This window comes from Roseisalinus antarcticus, assembly GCF_900172355.1.
Lineage (GTDB): Bacteria > Pseudomonadota > Alphaproteobacteria > Rhodobacterales > Rhodobacteraceae > Oceanicola > Oceanicola antarcticus_A.
Genome location: NZ_FWFZ01000018.1, coordinates 50,989 through 66,146 on the forward strand (window position 1 = coordinate 50,989; position 15,158 = coordinate 66,146).

Genomic DNA, 15,158 nt, shown 5'->3' on the forward strand with positions numbered 1-15,158 from the left:
CGGGCCGGCACGCGCCGGAGAGGATGACCGATCAGCCCCGGGCCCGCCCGACTTCGGCGAGGTCGAAATCGACGTGGATATGATTGCCCTGCGGATCGCGGAGGTTCACCTGGACCACGTCGAGCCCGACCACCGGGTCGATGGAATAGGCGATGCCACGCGCGTCAAGCCGCGATTGCAGCTCCGGAAGGCCGGTGGCCGACAGGGCGAAATGCTCGATCCCCGGCTCGATGTTCCGGGGTGCCTCGGCGACCTCGACCAGGTGGATGATCGGCCTGTCTCCGGCATAGATCCAGTGCCCCCCGATCCCGAACGGCGGCCGCCAGCCAATGGCCAGGCCCAGCACCTCCACATACCACGCGGCCAAGCCATCGGGGTCCGGCGTGTAGAGATTGACATGATCGAGAGATCGAATTTCCACCGGTCGGTTCCTTCAGGTAAGGTCGGTCCAGGCGCCACCCGCCTCGTGGCTGTCGGCGGCGGCATGGATGAACCGCACCCCCCGCGCCCCGTCGGGCAGGCCGGGAAGGGCCAGCAGCCCCTCCGGCAATGTCTGTCCGCTGCGCCGGGCCTCCACGGCGATGGCGATCTCGGTATAGAGATTGCCCCAGGCGTCGGACAGCGTCTCGCCATGGCCGCGTGGCAGCAGGACCATCCGCTCGGCCGCGGGCAGCATCCCGGCGCCGTGGCCGCGCACGATGATCTGCTCTGGCTCACGGTAAGGGGTGTAGCGCAGGGTCTCGGGCGATTCCTGATCCCATTCCAGCCCGCCCTTCGTCCCGAAGACACGAAAGCGCAGCCCGCAGTAATTCCCGGGCGCGGCCTGCGTCACCCACATCGAGCCTGGCGCCCCGTTGTCGAAGGCGAGCGACAGAAAGGCCGTGTCTTCCATGTCTTGCGGCGCACCGCAGACGTGGAAATCGGCCCGCAGACGCGCGACCTCCAGGTGGGTCACGAATTCGATCATGTGCAGGGCATGGGTGCCGATGTCGCCGGTGGCCGAGGCGCGACCGATCTTGTCAGGATCGCGGCGCCAGGCCATGGGCTTGCTGTTCGGGTCGGGCGGCTCGGTCGCGCCCTCCTGGACGTATTCGACCAGCGCCTGGCGCACCTCGCCAATGGCACCCGCCGCCACCATCTCTCGCGCCTGCCGCGCCATGGGGTGGTAGGTGTAGGGATGGGTGACCGCAAAGACCAACCCGGTCTCTGCCTGCTTGGCGGCCAGCGCCTCGCAATCCTCGGGGGTCATGGCGATGGGTTTGTCGCAGATGATGTCGATGCCGGCGTCCATGAAGGCCTCGGCGATCGGCCGGTGAGACCAGTTCGGCGTGCAGATCGCCACCGCCTCGATCCCGTCGGGGCGGGCGGCCTCGGCGCGGGCCATCTCGCGGTAATCGGTATAGATCCGGTCCTCGGCCAGGAGCCAGTCCCGGCCCGACGCCACCGCCGTCTCGGGATTGGCCGACAGCGCCCCCGCCACCAGATCCCAGCGGTTCGACAGGCGGACCCCCGTCCAGTGCCATTGGCCCACGAGCGCCCCGCGCCCGCCCCCAACGATGCCAAGCCGCAGCCGGCGGCTCGCTTTCGGGTATTCCGCTGCTTCCATGGGGACTCCTCCTTGACCTGGTGACAAGGGGCCGTTGACGGGCGGATGTGTCAAGTCCCGGATAGGCCGTCCACGCGAAAGATCCCTACCGCTGCAGGCGACACCGTCGTCAACGTGCCCGGTTTACGTCCAGCCGCTCTTGTCGGAGAACGGAACGAACGCGACAGGGGCCCGCGGCAGGCCCGCGGGCCATGGGCGAAAGGATCGAGGATGACCAACCTTCTTTTTGACACGCTGTTCGGAAAGCACGCCGGGAGCCCGACACCGTTCCTGCACCTGCCCGACGGCACCACGATGACCTACGACGCGTTCCTGAGGCGCACGGCGCAGATGGCGCGGGCTCTGACCCGCAGCGGGGTTGCACCGGGCGATCGGGTCGCGGCCCAGATCCGGAAATCGCCGGATGCGCTGGTGCTCTATGCCGCCTGCGTCCAGTCGGGCGCGGTCTTTCTGCCGCTCAACACCGGCTATACCGCGACCGAGCTCGACTATTTCGTGACCGACAGCGGGGCGCGCCTTCTGGTCTGCGACCCGTCCGACGAAGCCGCCCTGTCCGGCATCGCCACCGCCAATGGCGCGACGCTGCTGTCGCTGTCGGACGCGGGCGGCGGCAGCCTCCGGGCGCTGGCGGATGGCTGCCCCGAGAGCTTCGACACCGTGCCGCGCGACGCGGACGACCTTTGCGCCCTGCTCTACACCTCCGGGACCACGGGCCGGTCGAAGGGCGCGATGCTGTCGCAGCGCAACCTGCTGTCCAATGCCGAGGTGCTGACTGACCTCTGGGCGTTCACGCCAAAGGACGTGCTGCTGCACGCGCTGCCGGTCTTCCACACCCACGGCCTGTTCGTCGCGGTCAACATCACGCTCGCGGCGGGCGGGTCGATGATCTTTCTGCCCGGCTTCGATGTCGACGACCTGATCGCCCGCCTGCCTCGGGCCACGACGCTGATGGGGGTGCCCACCTTCTACACCCGGCTTCTGGAGGACCCACGTTTCACCGAGCGGACGGCGGCGCACATGCGGCTCTTGATTTCTGGCAGCGCCCCGCTGCTGGCCGAGACCCATGCCCGCTTCGAAGCGCTGACCGGCCACCGCATCCTCGAGCGCTACGGCATGACGGAAACCAACATGAACAGCTCCAACCCCTGTTCCGGCGAACGCCGGGCCGGGACGGTCGGCTTCCCGCTGCCGGGGACAGAGATCGTGATCCGCGACCCCGACACAGGCCAGCCCGTTCCGGCCGGAGAGATCGGCGGGATCGAAGTGCGGGGGCCGAACGTGTTCCAAGGCTACTGGAAAATGCCCGAGAAGACGGCGGAAGAGCTGCGGCCCGACGGGTTTTTCGTCACCGGCGATCTCGGCCTGTTCGATCCCGACGGCTATCTGACCATCGTCGGCCGCAGCAAGGACCTCGTGATTTCAGGCGGTTACAACATCTACCCCAAGGAGGTAGAGCTTGCGCTGGATGAGCAGCCCGGCGTGCTGGAAAGCGCCGTGATCGGCGTGCCCCATCCCGATCTGGGCGAGGCTGTGGTCGGCGTTCTGGTGCCCGCGCCGGGACAGGACATCGACACCGGCGCGGTGATGGCCGCGCTGGCCGGCCGGCTCGCGCGCTACAAACAGCCAAGGCGGCTGGAGCTGGTCGAGACCCTGCCGCGCAACACCATGGGCAAGGTGCAAAAGAACCTTCTGCGCGAGCTGTTCGCCGACAGCTTTGCCTAGGCCCCTTGGCCCAGGCCCCCGGGGTCAGAGCGGCCCGGGCCCGTGCGGACGCAGGTTCGCGCGGCTGAGCTGGCTGACCGAGGTGCACCCCATCAGCTTCATGTCGCGCTCGATCTCGGCCTTCATCTGGCCCAGTGCCCGTTCGACGCCGGCCTGCCCGGCCGCGGCCAGCGGAAACAGGTAATAGCGCCCGAGGCCCACGGCCTTGGCCCCCAGCGACAGCGCCTTGAGCACATGGGTGCCGCGCTGCACCCCGCTGTCCATGATGACGTCGATCCGGTCGCCCACTGCGTCGACGATCTCGGCCAGCTGGTCGAAGGGGGCGCGGCTGCCATCCAGCTGACGCCCGCCATGGTTGGACAGGATGATGCCCGTGCACCCGATCTCGACCGCGCGGCGTGCGTCCTCCACCGACATCACGCCCTTTAGGCAGAACTGCCCGTCCCACTCCGCGACCATCTCGGCCACGTCGTCCCAGGTCATCGACGGATCCAGCATCTCGCTGAAGTAGCGGCCGATCGACATCGCACCGCCGCCCATATCGACGTGATCATCCAGTTGGGGCAGCTTGAATTTTTCATGGGTGACGTAGTTGATGCCCCACATCGGACGGATCGCGAATTGCGCCATCCCCGCCAGCGACAGGCGGAACGGGATCGAGAAACCGGTGCGCAGGTCACGCTCCCGGTTGCCGCCGGTGATGCTGTCCACGGTCAGCATCATGACGTTGACCCCGGCCTCCTTGGCGCGTCGCATCATCGCCCGGTTCAGCCCGCGATCCTTGTGAAAGTAGAACTGGTAGACCTGCGGCGTGTCGTGCTTCTTGCGCAGGGCCTCCAGGCTGACGGTCCCGAGGGAGGACACCCCGAACATCGTGCCGAATTTCGCCGCCGCCGCCGCGACCGCATGTTCGCCACGGTGATGAAACAGGCGCTGAAGCGCGGTCGGCGAGCAATAGACAGGAAGGTCGAGCTTTTGCCCCATGATCGTGACGGAAGTGTCCACATCACTGACCCCGCGCAGGACGTTGGGCACCAGATCAAAGCTGTCGAAGCTCGCGGAATTCCGGCGATATGTCGTCTCGTCGTCCGCCGCACCGTCGATGTAGTTGAAGATCGGCCCCGGCAGGCGCCGTCTGGCCAGTTTCCGGAAATCGTGAAAATTGTGGCAGTTCTTCAGGCGCAAGGTCTCTCTCCATCGGTCCGCGGCGCGGTCTGGGTCGCCCTGGCATTGGCAGCGAAGAGGGGTTCAGGGTCAACCGCCCGCGGACCGGAAATGTGCGACACGACCGCCACGGGCCGGACGGGCCGGACCCGGTGACGACGGGCGCTTGCTTCGGCCTGCCCGCTTTCGCCATTCCGAGGGCCGCGGATGCCCGGATCGGTCAGGGCGCTTGCGCCTTCCGCCTCCCGCCCAGGCAGCCGGAGCGGGTCTTCAAGACAACGTCCGCTTCTGTCGGGTTTGCGCGACCTGGCGGCATTGTTGATGTGCCGACCGCGGGCCCTGGACGAAAGGTCCTGCACACATTGGCCGGTTTTTCTGCTAGCCCGGTCCAACACATCTCGCCACAACCCCAGGATCACCTCATGAGATCGCTCGCCAGCCCCTGCCTCGTCGCCCTTTTGTTGTTGCCGGGCAGCATCGTCGCCGCTCAGGACGCGGTCTACGATTGTGTCATCGAGCCCGCGTTGACGGTCGAGATCGCCAGCGCCGAGGGCGGCACATTGCAGGAGGTGCTGGTCGGCCGGGGCGACACGGTATCACGCGGAGATGTCCTGGCCCGGCTCGACAGCACCGTGGAGGAGACAACGGTCGCCTTGATGGAAGAACGCTCCAGAAGCGACGCCGGGATCATCGCGCAGGTGGCCCGCCTGCAACTCAGCCAGAGCCAGCTGGACCGGGTGAGCACCCTGGTCGAGCGGAACATCGGTGCGGTTGGTCAACTGGAAGAGGCGCAGGCCACGGTCGAGGTGGCACGGGGCGACCTGTCGCTGGCACGGCTGAACCAGCGCATCGCGGCGCTGGAGTTCGAACGGGCACAAGAGACCCTGGACCGCAGGACGATCCGCAGCCCGATCGACGGCGTCATTGTCGAGCGCCTGCTGTATTCCGGGGAATACGCGGATCGCGACAAGCCGATCTTCGTCATCGCCCAGATCGATCCGCTGCATGTCGAGGTCTTCCTCCCGGTCGAAATCTTTGGCAGCGTCGAAATCGGCAGAGAGGCGATCATCGATCCGGCACCGCCGATCGAGGGGCGCTACACCGGCACAATCACGGTGATCGATCGGGTCTTCGATGCCGCGAGCGGCACCTTCGGCCTGCGCGTGGACCTCGAAAACCCCGCGTTCGAGGTTCCTGCGGGTCATCGCTGTACCGTCCGGTTCTGATGCCGTCTGCCTGTGGCGGACGGCATGCCACACGGGACGGATGACGGATCGCTCCTCCATGCAGTGGTTTTTCGACAGCAGGCCAATGGCGCGCCATTGGCCTGCTGAACCTATTGCCTCAGCGCACCACGAATTCCGCGTGGAGCGCACCGGCAGCCTTGATGCTCTTGAGGATGTCAATCATGTCCCGGGGAGAAACGCCGAGAGCGTTCAAGCCCGCGATGACTTCCGAAAGCGACGTGCCGCCCCGCACCTCTGCCAGGCCGATGCCGGGCTCCTCCTCCAGTGCGACGCCCGTCCTGGGAACGATCACCGTTTCACCGGGGGAGAACGGGTTGGGCTGCACGACGAGGGGCGCCTCCTCGATCCTCAGGGTCAGGTTGCCCTGGCTGACCGCGACCCGGCTGATCCGCACATCCTCTCCCATCACAATTGTGCCGGACCGCTGATCGACGACGACCCGGGCCCGTCGCTCGGGCTCGACCATGATGTTCTCGATCCGCCCGAGCGCATGCGCCGGTGAGCGCATGCCCGTGCCGTCGATGTCGAGTTCGACGGTCCCGGCATCCAGCATCAGCGCGACGTGGCGGCCGAAGGACTGGTTGATCGCATTCTCGATCCGCGCGGCGGTCGTGAAATCCGGCGTTCGCAGGGCCAGTCGCAGGGAGCTGAGGCCTGCAAAGTCGAACGCGACCTCGCGCTCCACCGTTGCGCCCGAGGGGATGACCCCCGCGGTCGGCACGCCCTGTGTCACCTCCGCCGCGGCCCCCCGCGCGGTGGCACCACCCGCGATGATCGTGCCCTGAGCCACTGCATAGATCTGTCCGTCTGCCGCATTCAGCGGGGTCATCACCAGCGTCCCGCCCAGCAGGCTGCTCGAGTCGCCGATGGCGGAGACGGTGATGTCGATCGGGCTGCCCGCCCGTGCAAAGGGCGGCAGGCTCGCCGTGACCAGCACGGCCGCCACGTTGCGGGGCCGGAACTGCTCTCCGGTGACATTGACGCCTAGGCGCTCGAGGATGTTGGTCATGATCTCTTCGGTGAAGGGCGAATTTCGCAGGCCGTCGCCGGTTCCGTTCAGACCGACGACCAGCCCGTAACCCACCAGGTCGTTCGACCGGACGCCATCGAACTCCACCAGATCCTTGAGGCGGACGGGCATCGCCGCCGACATCGATGCAAAGCCCCAGAGGGCCAGGATGAGGACCAGCCGGATCAACGCATGTACTCCGCCATCGAGAGCCCGGACAGACGGGCCGTCAGCATGTAGTTCATCTCGAGCTGGTTCTGAACTTCCTTCAGTTCGGTCGCGACCTCGAATGGGTCGGTCGAGATCATGTCGTTGCGCAGGATGCCCAGCGACGTCTGTTCGGCCCCCTGCCGTGTCGTGGCCGCCTCGACCATGGATTCGGTCCGGCCCAGGCTGCCCCGCGACAGGCTGAGGGGCTGCGCCGCGGACAGCAGACGCGCTCCAGCCTCCTTTACGGCGTCGTTCGCCTCTCCCGCATTCAGACCCGGCACCCCGCCATCCAGCACCGCCGCAGTGGCCACGGCCGCCAGCAGCTGGCGGTATTCCGCATCGTCGGCCCGGACCGCGATCTTGGCTTTCGTCCCGTCCCCAAGCGGCCGTTCCACATAGTCACCGGTGTCGCCGAGGTAGCCCATGGTCTCGAAACCACCGGCTGGATCGTTGAACCAAGCGTCGACCGCGTCTTTCAATTGGTCGGAGGTCGTGACGCCAGCGACGGCGGCCGAGAGGCTGGCCAGCATGTCCTCCGCGTCAGCGAGGGCTTGCCCCTCGGTCGCGGCGCCTGCAAAAAGGGCACGGTCGGCCACGCGGAAATTCAGGTCGCCGACCATGGCCTCGAACGTGACAACCGCGGCAGTCGCGATATCCTCACGCTGCACGTCGGTGATGTTGATCGGCAGCGAGAGGATCTGCCCCGCCAATTCGCCGCGACGATGCTCGAGATTTCCTAGGCTGACCTGCATCTGGGCCAGGTATTCCGAGGTTTCCCGGTTCGCGGAGATATGTCCACCGATCAGTTCGGAGCGATGTTCGATATGGGCGAGACGGGCCGCCTCGCCGCCCAGATGCAGCGCAACGTCCGAGACACGGCCTGACGCGAGCTCCTGGCCGAGCGTGTCGAGGCGTTGCTTGACCTGCATCGTGCGGCGCAAGGTCAGAAAGTGCTGTGAGAGGTCACCGGTCGAGGTCACGGTCATGATCAGATCTCCAGCAGGCGTTGGATCATCAGATCGACGGTTTGCAGGACCTTGGCGTTCGCCGCATAGGCCTGCTCGATCTGAAGAAGGTTTTGAAGTTCGATGTCGGTATCGACACCGGTGGCGAGTTCGGCGTCTTTCAGGGTTTCCCATCGGGCGGTCTGAAAGGTGAGGTCCTTCTCGACGGACAGTCGCTGCCCGCCGAGGTCCGAGAGAAACGACGCCATGTGACCGGCGACGGAGCTGGCTTCGCCGCTGAGGTGGGTCGGCCGATTCTCATGGACCGCATCCAGCCAGCGGTTGAGCTGTGCGCTGCTGCCGGCCGGGCCTGGGGTTGTCGCCATGACGCCGTCCCGCACGCGGTAAAGTGCACCGCCCTCATCGGGGTCGACCGCGGCATTGACCGAGATCCGGGCTGCCAGCCCGGCGGTGTCGGCCGGATCGAACGCCGCGCCGGCATCAGTCAGCAGGCCGGCATCGCCGAGGCCCAGCGTCGGATCGGTCGTGTCGTCCTGAAAGCGTTCGATCATATCACGCGCGATGGCATCGATCTTGTCATGGGCGTCGACCAGGAATTCGTCGCGCAACTCGAAGTAGCTTCCCAGGGTGCCGCCGTCGAGGCGCCCTGCCCCGCCGGTGCCGCGGATGGCGGAGCCGTTGATGGTGATGCCGTTCAGCCCGCCCGACGCCAAGGTCATGTCTGGCGAAATATATGTCGCCTTGTCGAAGCCCACGGCCACGGCCTTTCCATCAATCAGGGACTGGCCCGAGGGCGTCATGAGCGCGATCTGGCCGCGCCCGCGGTCGATCTCCCTCACCGGGACGATCCTGGCGATCTCGTCCACGGCCAGTTGTCGGGCGTCCAGCAGGCTGGAGGGGTCGATGCCCCGACCCTCGAACGCCAGAATGTCCGCGTTCAGTTCTTCGACCCTCGCAAGCGAGTCGTTCAACGTGGCCACTTGCTGCACGATGGCGTTCTCCGCCTCCATCCGCATGGCCTGAAGGCCGTCGGAGGTGGCGTTGACCGCGCGCGCCAGGCCGTTCAGCCGGTCGACGACGAGATTCAGGCGCACGTCGGAGCCAGGGTCGGCCGTCGCCGAGACGAGGGCCTTCTCAAGCTCCGACATCCGTGTCGTGATTGCGCCGGTTTCACCGACCTGCCCGACCAGACGTTCCATCCGCTCGAGAAAATCGGCCGTTTGCCGGTAGGCGCCGATGCCGGCCTCCGCCAGGCGGCGGTCGGAGACGATGCCGCGGTCCATGTGGCGGACAATGCCATCCATCTGCACCCCCCCGAACTCGCCGCCCGAAATCGAAACCGTCCGCCGCCCATAGCCTTCGGTCAAGGCGTTCGCGATGTTGGAGGAGACCACCTCGGCCTTTCGGGAGGCAACGTTGAGGCCGCTGATGGCCGAATTTATGCTTTGCGAAATGCTCATGGTCTACTCTCCCGAACCCGGGTTTCTATCGCTTGATGTTGGTCGTTTCCTGCAACATCTCGTCCACGGTCGTGATGACCTTGGCGTTGGTCGAATACGCGCGCTGCGTCTGGATCAGCGCCGTCAACTCCCCGGCCACGTCGGTCGCGGATTCCTCCAGCGCGAAGCTCAGCAGATCGCCCGTCGGGCCGTCGCCGGCATCCCACATGAAGTAGTTGCCGCTGGTCGGCGTGGTTCTGTAGGTCTGGGAATCGAGTGTCTCGAGCCCGTTGATGTTGGTCACGTTGACGAGCGGGATCTGGTAGAGCACCCGCGTGATCCCGGTGTCGAAGGATGCGCGGACGAAGCCGTTCGCGTCGATCTCGATTGAGGTCATCGTGCCCACGGGATTGCCGTCCTTGTCGATCGAAATCGGCGCGAAGCTGTTCGAAAGCTGGGTGAATCCGCCCTGCTCGCCGATCATGCCGATCCCGATTTCCATCGGGCCGCTGTCGACCATGAAGGACACCCGGCCGGTCGTATTGTCATGTGCGCCGCTACCGCCGATGTCCGTGACAGACAGCAGCGTGCCCCCCGCGCCCGGCGCATCGTCGAATTCCAGATCGTATTCCGCGACGGGATTGCCGGCGATCGTGGCCGCGTCCTCGACGGTCATCGTCCAGGTGTTGGTGGCCCCGGCCGCAGCGGTCGCAGGGACCGTCGGGGAGAAGCTGACGGTCAGTTCCTGCACCTTCCCGAGCGTGTCGTAATAGGCGATGGTCAACTGCTCCATCTCGCCGTCGGATCCGAATTCGGTCGACGTGGCGGGCAGGTTCAGCGCCAGGTCGATGAAGGATGTCGGAGCGCTGGGCGACTGGGCCGAACTGATCTGCACCGGTTCTAGCCCGCTGGATGTGTCGCGCGGGAAATTCGGCACCGTGCCATCCGGCTCCGCCGGCCAGCCCAGCAGCACGAGTTCGCTTTCGCTGGTCAGGAACCCGTCCTTGTCCGGGCGGAACGACCCGGTCGTTGTCAGCAGGAATTCCGACGCCGTGTTTCCGAGGCCCAGGGCCGATTCGGTCGTCACCGGGATCATGCCGCGGCCACGCACCGCGAGGTCGGTGACATTGTTCGTAGAGGTGATCGAGCCGCGCTGGTCAATCATGCGCTGGGTGGTCACACGGACACCGCCGGCGGCGTATTTGCCCTTGGAACTGCCGACGACCATGGAATGAAACTCGGTCGTCGCCCGCTTGTAGCCGTTGGTCGCGCTGTTCGCGATATTGTCGGAGATCGTGGCCAATCTGCTGGCGTTGGCGCTGAGGCCCGCCACAGCGGCGTTCAGCGAGGAGGAAATCGTCATGGATGAGCCTTTCTGCTTCAAGAACTGACGTGCTGCCACGTCCGACTTATCCGCATTGGGCTTAAGGTCGGCCTAACGCCTAAAATCCGATATTTCCTCTCGTGCGCTCACTACCTGTCGGACCGGAGCAAGATGACCTCCAGCCGGTTGTTGCGGATGTCGAAGGTATTGTCGGTGACCTGGTCGCGGTCGGCGTGGCCGGTCACCCGGGCGACCCGATCCGCGTCAAGTCCAGACCGTTCCAGCATGTCGCGAAAGCGGGAGGCACGCTCGATCGACAGCTCCCACGCCGGGTTGTCGACCAGCACGAGCGGCAGGGAGCGTACATGCCCCTCGACCACGACAGGGTTGCCGACAAGGTTGAAGGTCCGGGCAAAAATCACGGCCAGCTCGCGGGTTACGGCCGTGGGCGTGCTGGTGCCGGGCTCGAACAGCATGGCGTCGCCACGGTCGAACACCTCGATGACAAGGCCCTCGTCGGTCTGGCGGGTGACCACGTGGCGCATCGCGTTCTCGCTCATGACGATCTCGCCGCTGCGGCCCAAAAGGTCGTCTTCGACGTCGCGCAGGGCCTCGATATCCGCATCCTCCGCGGCGTCGGCCACGGCCCCATTGGCGAGAGCCAGCGACTGCGCCTCGCCCCGGCTCTGGATCGTGGGCACGTCGCCGGTCTGGGCCATCCTGTCCTCGACGAAAATATCGTCGCCGCCGAAGGATCCGTCGCCGCCGCCGGACACCCGGTTGATGGGAATCGTCGGCGAGAAGTAGTCGGCGATGCCCTTGCGCTGTTGCTCGGTCGTCGCGTTCAGAAGCCACATCAGCAGGAAGAACGCCATCATCGCGGTCACGAAATCCGCGTAGGCCACCTTCCAGGCGCCACCGTGGTGGACGTCGGCGGCGACGACCCTCTTTTTCTTGATGATGATCACCGGCGCATTGGATCTGGCTGCCATGGTGGTCCCCTTTCCCGATTTCCGGGACTCTATGGACGCGAATCGACGGCGTCGCGGGGGCGCAGCTGTGGCAAGGCTGCCCAAATTGGCGCTAACAGCGTTAACGGGCCTGCCTTTTATGGTAAATATCGTCCGGCCCGCAGAATTCCACCAGATCATAGCCGTTGTCGCGGAGGATCTCGGGGATGCGCCCGGTGGCGGTGTTGTTCTCGATCGACCAGATTGTCACGTCGTGTCGGTCGAAGGGAAAGGCCTCCAGGACCGCGATCTCGCCGCCCTCGATGTCGAGCGACAGGAAGTCGGGATCGGGCACACCGCTGGAGGTGAGGATGTCCGACAGGGTCCTGGTCTCCACCCGCAGCACCGATTCGCGGTGCCGCGGATCGTTGCGGACGGTTTCCAGCAAGCCGGGCTCGTAGGTCTCGGCAAGGCCCGACATCTGGGTGAAACCTTCCTTCACCTCGATGAAATCCGCCTCTCCGGCGGTCGCCGCGACGGCGAGGCCGAGGCAGGGACAGCGCCGGACCACCCGGGCCTTCTCCAGCTGGGCCGGGACCGGTTCGACCAGCACGCCGGTCCAGCCGCGGTGCAATTCGAAGTACAGGGTGTTGGAGCCGGAATAGCCGTCATAGCCGCCCACGTCGGCGAAGGTTCCGCCGGTCTTGCCATCCAGCAACCGGTCGACCACCCGGTCCTGCCCGGCCTGCGAGAGATAACGATACTCCGGCATCAGCATCCGGTTGAGCTCGTGCATCTGGCGGTTCATCCCGGCGCGGCGGCGCGTCCGGTCCTGGCCCAGCGCCTGGGCAAGCTCTGCCCGGACGGCGACAAGCTCTTCCCGGGCGGCGCGGATGCGGGCCTCGGCGCTCATTCCGGGTCCGCCTGGTAATCGGCATAGGATTTCTCCTCGACCAGGGCAGAGCCGAGGAAGAGGTTGATGCGCTTCTTGACGTCGGCCCGCCGGTCGTTGGTCACATACACGGCGCGGGCAAGTGCCACGAAGGCGGGGCCGAAGTCGCCCGCGGCCTCGCGGCGCCGGATGTCATCCTCGATCCGCCAGAGGTCGGCGTTGATGTGAAAGAGCTCCTCCCAGAGGGCCGAGAGCTCTGGCGAGGGGGGCAGATGGTGCCGCGCGGTGGCGTCGAGCGCGTCCTTCTCGCGCCGGACATTGGCGAGCTTTGCCGCATCCGCGATGTTCTCGGTCTTCAGCCGCAGTATCGTGAGCTTGTCGACCAGCTCTCCTGGCGATGTCGGGACCAGGATGTCATCCACTTGCGGCTCTCCCTTTTCCCTCGGCGACGGTCTGCGCCAGCGCGTCCCTGACCTGGCCCAGGGGCGTCGCCCAGTCGCGCGGGCGGGGCTGGCGGAACAGCCGCATCGAGGGGTACCAGGGCGTCGCCTCGCCGCTGTGGGTATAGACCCAGAAACTGTCCCAATGCAGAATCACCCAGCAGGGCAGACCCATGGAGCCGGCGATATGGGCGGTCGCGGTGTCGGAGGTGACGATCAGGTCCATCTGCGCCATGGTCGCCGCGCAATCGGCGAAATCCCGGTCGGTCGAGGCGGTGTCGATCATGAAGGCATCGCTGCCGTCCTCGCGATAGGCGCCCAGCAACGGCCCCTTGTAGAGCGAGAACAGCTGGACACCCGCAATATCGACCAGCGGCAGATAATCGGTATGGCTGAAAGAGCGGAAGACGTTGCCCTTGTAGGTGGTCGAGCCCGTCCACACGACGCCGACCTTGAACGCATCCGGAAACGGCCGGACAAAGCTGGCGGCCCGCGCCAGGCTGTCGGGCGGGGTCGCCATGCGGGCCGGCGGCGGGATGTCGTCGCGCCCGGTCAGCGCCAGCCGCGGCAGGTCCATGATGTTGAGGTAGCAGTCGATCGGGGCGCTCGGCTCCAGCCCGGTGACGATCTGGTCGACCCCCTCCAGGTCACTGAAAAGCCGCGCCATCGGCCGCTCGCTGAGAAAAACGACCCGGGCGCAGCGGGCCTTGAGCGCGGGCAGGAAACGGACCATCAGCACCGCGTCGCCGAAGCCCTGCTCGGGCATGACCAGCACCGTCTTGCCGGTCAGATCCTCACCCTCCCATTTCGGAAAGGGCAGGCTTTGCTTTTTCATCTCGGCGGTTCGCCAGCGGGCGCGATAGGCTTCGAACCCGGCGTCGTAGATACCTTCCCCCAGCAGGGCGAAGGCAAGCTGCAGCTCGGTCTCGGCGTCGTCGGGATGCTCCTTCAGGACCTGCTCCAGATGAGCGATCGCGGCGGGATAGTCGCCCTTGCCGCGCATCGCCCGGCCGATCAGGGCCTTTTGCTGCACGTCGTTCGGCGCCTTCTCGAGGATCTTGCGCCGCAGGGGGATGGCCTGATCGTAAAGCCCGATATCGGTCAGCGCGTTGGCGTAATTGTTCAGCACCCCGACCGAGTCGCCGTCAAGCGCATGGGCCCTCGCATGGGCACGCACCGCCTGGTCGTGGCGCTGTTGCGAGCGGTGCAGCGCCCCGAGGTTCGACCAGATGCCGCTGTCGCGCGGCGCGGTCGCCAGATAGCGGGCATAGAGCCCCCGGGCCTTGTCGAGATCGCCACCCTGGTGGGCATCGGTCGCGGCATGGCGCAAATCCGCGCTTGTCAGGGGCGGGCCCTGGTCCGGGGTCGGTCGCAGATCGGCCATGCCCGGATCAGTCCTTGCCACGCCGGTTGACCGGCTTGAGCAGGGTCGCGGGCCGGCGCGCCTCGGCCTGCTCGAACAGCGAGAAGGTCTGGTTCACGAAGTTCACCGCCCCCGAGATCAGCTCCATGTATTCGGACAGTTCGGCGGTCTTCTCGACCTCACTGACCACCACGCTGCGATCCTGGGGCATGGTCTCGAACCCGGCATAGAACCACGGGTCGCCGCGGTTGATCTTGAGCGGCTTCTTGGTGTCATGCCATTCCAGCGCCCACATCAACGGCCGCGGCCAGACGTTGATCGGGAACCGCCCGCCAAAGATCGTCCCGGGGAGCGGATCGCGCAGGTAATGCATAAAGGGCGAGACCTGGGACATGTAGACCGGCTCGTCGCTGATGAAGACATAGGGCGTCTCGACCTGGATCGTGGGCACCCCGGCGTAGCGCCATTCATGCTCGGCGGTGATGTGCACCTTCTCCCGCAGCTTGTTGGCCCGGATGCTGGACATGTTGCCGTTGAGGTTGCGCAGGGCCGGCTTGCCCTCGTTGTCGCGCACGAATTCAAGATGCAAGTCGAACGGGCAGCGGATCAGGAAATATCGGCTTTCCATGTTGATGACCGCCGGGCAGCGAGAGGCGCTCTTGGCGTGGGTCTTGTTACGCTCGGCCCCGCGCACGCGCTCGGGCGGGGCATAGATCACGCCGCCCTTGTTGTTGCTGAGGAACCAGCCCACCTGGACCGGCCCAGAGCCCTGCCCTGTGCCGACGGTGTTCTCGAAATTCACGGATAGCTGCATCTGCTGGTCCCTT

At 66.1% G+C, this 15,158-nt stretch carries 14 protein-coding genes; 2 read left to right on the forward strand and 12 right to left on the reverse strand.

Annotated elements, in window-relative coordinates:
• Positions 1-31: 31 nt before the first annotated feature.
• Together ROA7023_RS15310 and ROA7023_RS15315 are read right to left on the reverse strand one after the other, a co-directional pair.
• Positions 32-421 carry a VOC family protein gene (locus tag ROA7023_RS15310; RefSeq protein ID WP_085879915.1) on the reverse strand — a complete coding sequence of 130 codons (390 nt, stop codon included), beginning with the start codon at positions 419-421 and terminating at the stop codon, positions 32-34.
• Between the two features lie 12 nt (positions 422-433).
• Entirely contained in the window at positions 434-1,606 is a 1,173-nt protein-coding gene (locus ROA7023_RS15315; protein WP_085879916.1) for a Gfo/Idh/MocA family protein, read from the reverse strand.
• 210 nt (positions 1,607-1,816) lie between these two features.
• On the opposite strand from ROA7023_RS15315, the gene ROA7023_RS15320 reads away from it, so the two are divergent.
• Positions 1,817-3,328 carry a malonate--CoA ligase gene (locus ROA7023_RS15320; RefSeq protein ID WP_085879917.1) on the forward strand — a complete coding sequence of 504 codons (1,512 nt, stop codon included), beginning with the start codon at positions 1,817-1,819 and terminating at the stop codon, positions 3,326-3,328.
• Between the two features lie 24 nt (positions 3,329-3,352).
• Here the strand turns inward: ROA7023_RS15320 and ROA7023_RS15325 are convergent, their stop codons facing one another.
• Entirely contained in the window at positions 3,353-4,513 is a 1,161-nt protein-coding gene (locus ROA7023_RS15325; RefSeq protein ID WP_085879918.1) for an alpha-hydroxy acid oxidase, read from the reverse strand.
• Positions 4,514-4,914: 401 nt separating this feature from the next.
• Here ROA7023_RS15325 and ROA7023_RS15330 point away from each other — a divergent pair, with 401 nt between their 5' ends.
• Positions 4,915-5,718 carry an efflux RND transporter periplasmic adaptor subunit gene (locus ROA7023_RS15330; RefSeq protein WP_085879919.1) on the forward strand — a complete coding sequence of 268 codons (804 nt, stop codon included), beginning with the start codon at positions 4,915-4,917 and terminating at the stop codon, positions 5,716-5,718.
• Between the two features lie 118 nt (positions 5,719-5,836).
• Here the strand turns inward: ROA7023_RS15330 and ROA7023_RS15335 are convergent, their stop codons facing one another.
• From ROA7023_RS15335 to ROA7023_RS15375, 9 genes are all read right to left on the reverse strand, one after another.
• A complete protein-coding gene (locus ROA7023_RS15335) occupies positions 5,837-6,892 on the reverse strand; it encodes a flagellar basal body P-ring protein FlgI (RefSeq protein ID WP_370739234.1) in 1,056 nt (351 codons plus the stop codon).
• A 41-nt stretch (positions 6,893-6,933) separates the two neighbouring features.
• Positions 6,934-7,944, reverse strand: a complete 1,011-nt coding sequence (locus tag ROA7023_RS15340) for a flagellin family protein (RefSeq protein ID WP_085879921.1) — start codon at positions 7,942-7,944, stop codon at positions 6,934-6,936.
• A 2-nt stretch (positions 7,945-7,946) separates the two neighbouring features.
• Complete coding sequence (gene flgK, locus ROA7023_RS15345; RefSeq protein ID WP_234992254.1) at positions 7,947-9,383, reverse strand: flagellar hook-associated protein FlgK; 1,437 nt, start codon at positions 9,381-9,383, stop codon at positions 7,947-7,949.
• Positions 9,384-9,408: 25 nt separating this feature from the next.
• A complete protein-coding gene (locus ROA7023_RS15350; protein WP_085879922.1) occupies positions 9,409-10,725 on the reverse strand; it encodes a flagellar hook protein FlgE in 1,317 nt (438 codons plus the stop codon).
• Positions 10,726-10,835: 110 nt separating this feature from the next.
• On the reverse strand, positions 10,836-11,678 hold the full coding sequence (locus ROA7023_RS15355) for an OmpA/MotB family protein (RefSeq protein ID WP_085879923.1): 843 nt from the start codon (positions 11,676-11,678) through the stop codon (positions 10,836-10,838).
• 100 nt (positions 11,679-11,778) lie between these two features.
• Positions 11,779-12,549 carry an FkbM family methyltransferase gene (locus ROA7023_RS15360; RefSeq protein WP_085879924.1) on the reverse strand — a complete coding sequence of 257 codons (771 nt, stop codon included), beginning with the start codon at positions 12,547-12,549 and terminating at the stop codon, positions 11,779-11,781.
• Complete coding sequence (locus ROA7023_RS15365; protein WP_085879925.1) at positions 12,546-12,950, reverse strand: DUF6165 family protein; 405 nt, start codon at positions 12,948-12,950, stop codon at positions 12,546-12,548. Before ROA7023_RS15365 ends, ROA7023_RS15360 begins: the two co-directional genes overlap by 4 nt.
• Entirely contained in the window at positions 12,943-14,352 is a 1,410-nt protein-coding gene (locus tag ROA7023_RS15370) for a tetratricopeptide repeat-containing glycosyltransferase family protein (protein ID WP_085879926.1), read from the reverse strand. Before ROA7023_RS15370 ends, ROA7023_RS15365 begins: the two co-directional genes overlap by 8 nt.
• Positions 14,353-14,359: 7 nt before the next feature.
• On the reverse strand, positions 14,360-15,145 hold the full coding sequence (locus tag ROA7023_RS15375; RefSeq protein WP_085879927.1) for a hypothetical protein: 786 nt from the start codon (positions 15,143-15,145) through the stop codon (positions 14,360-14,362).
• Between the last annotated feature and the right edge of the window lie 13 nt (positions 15,146-15,158).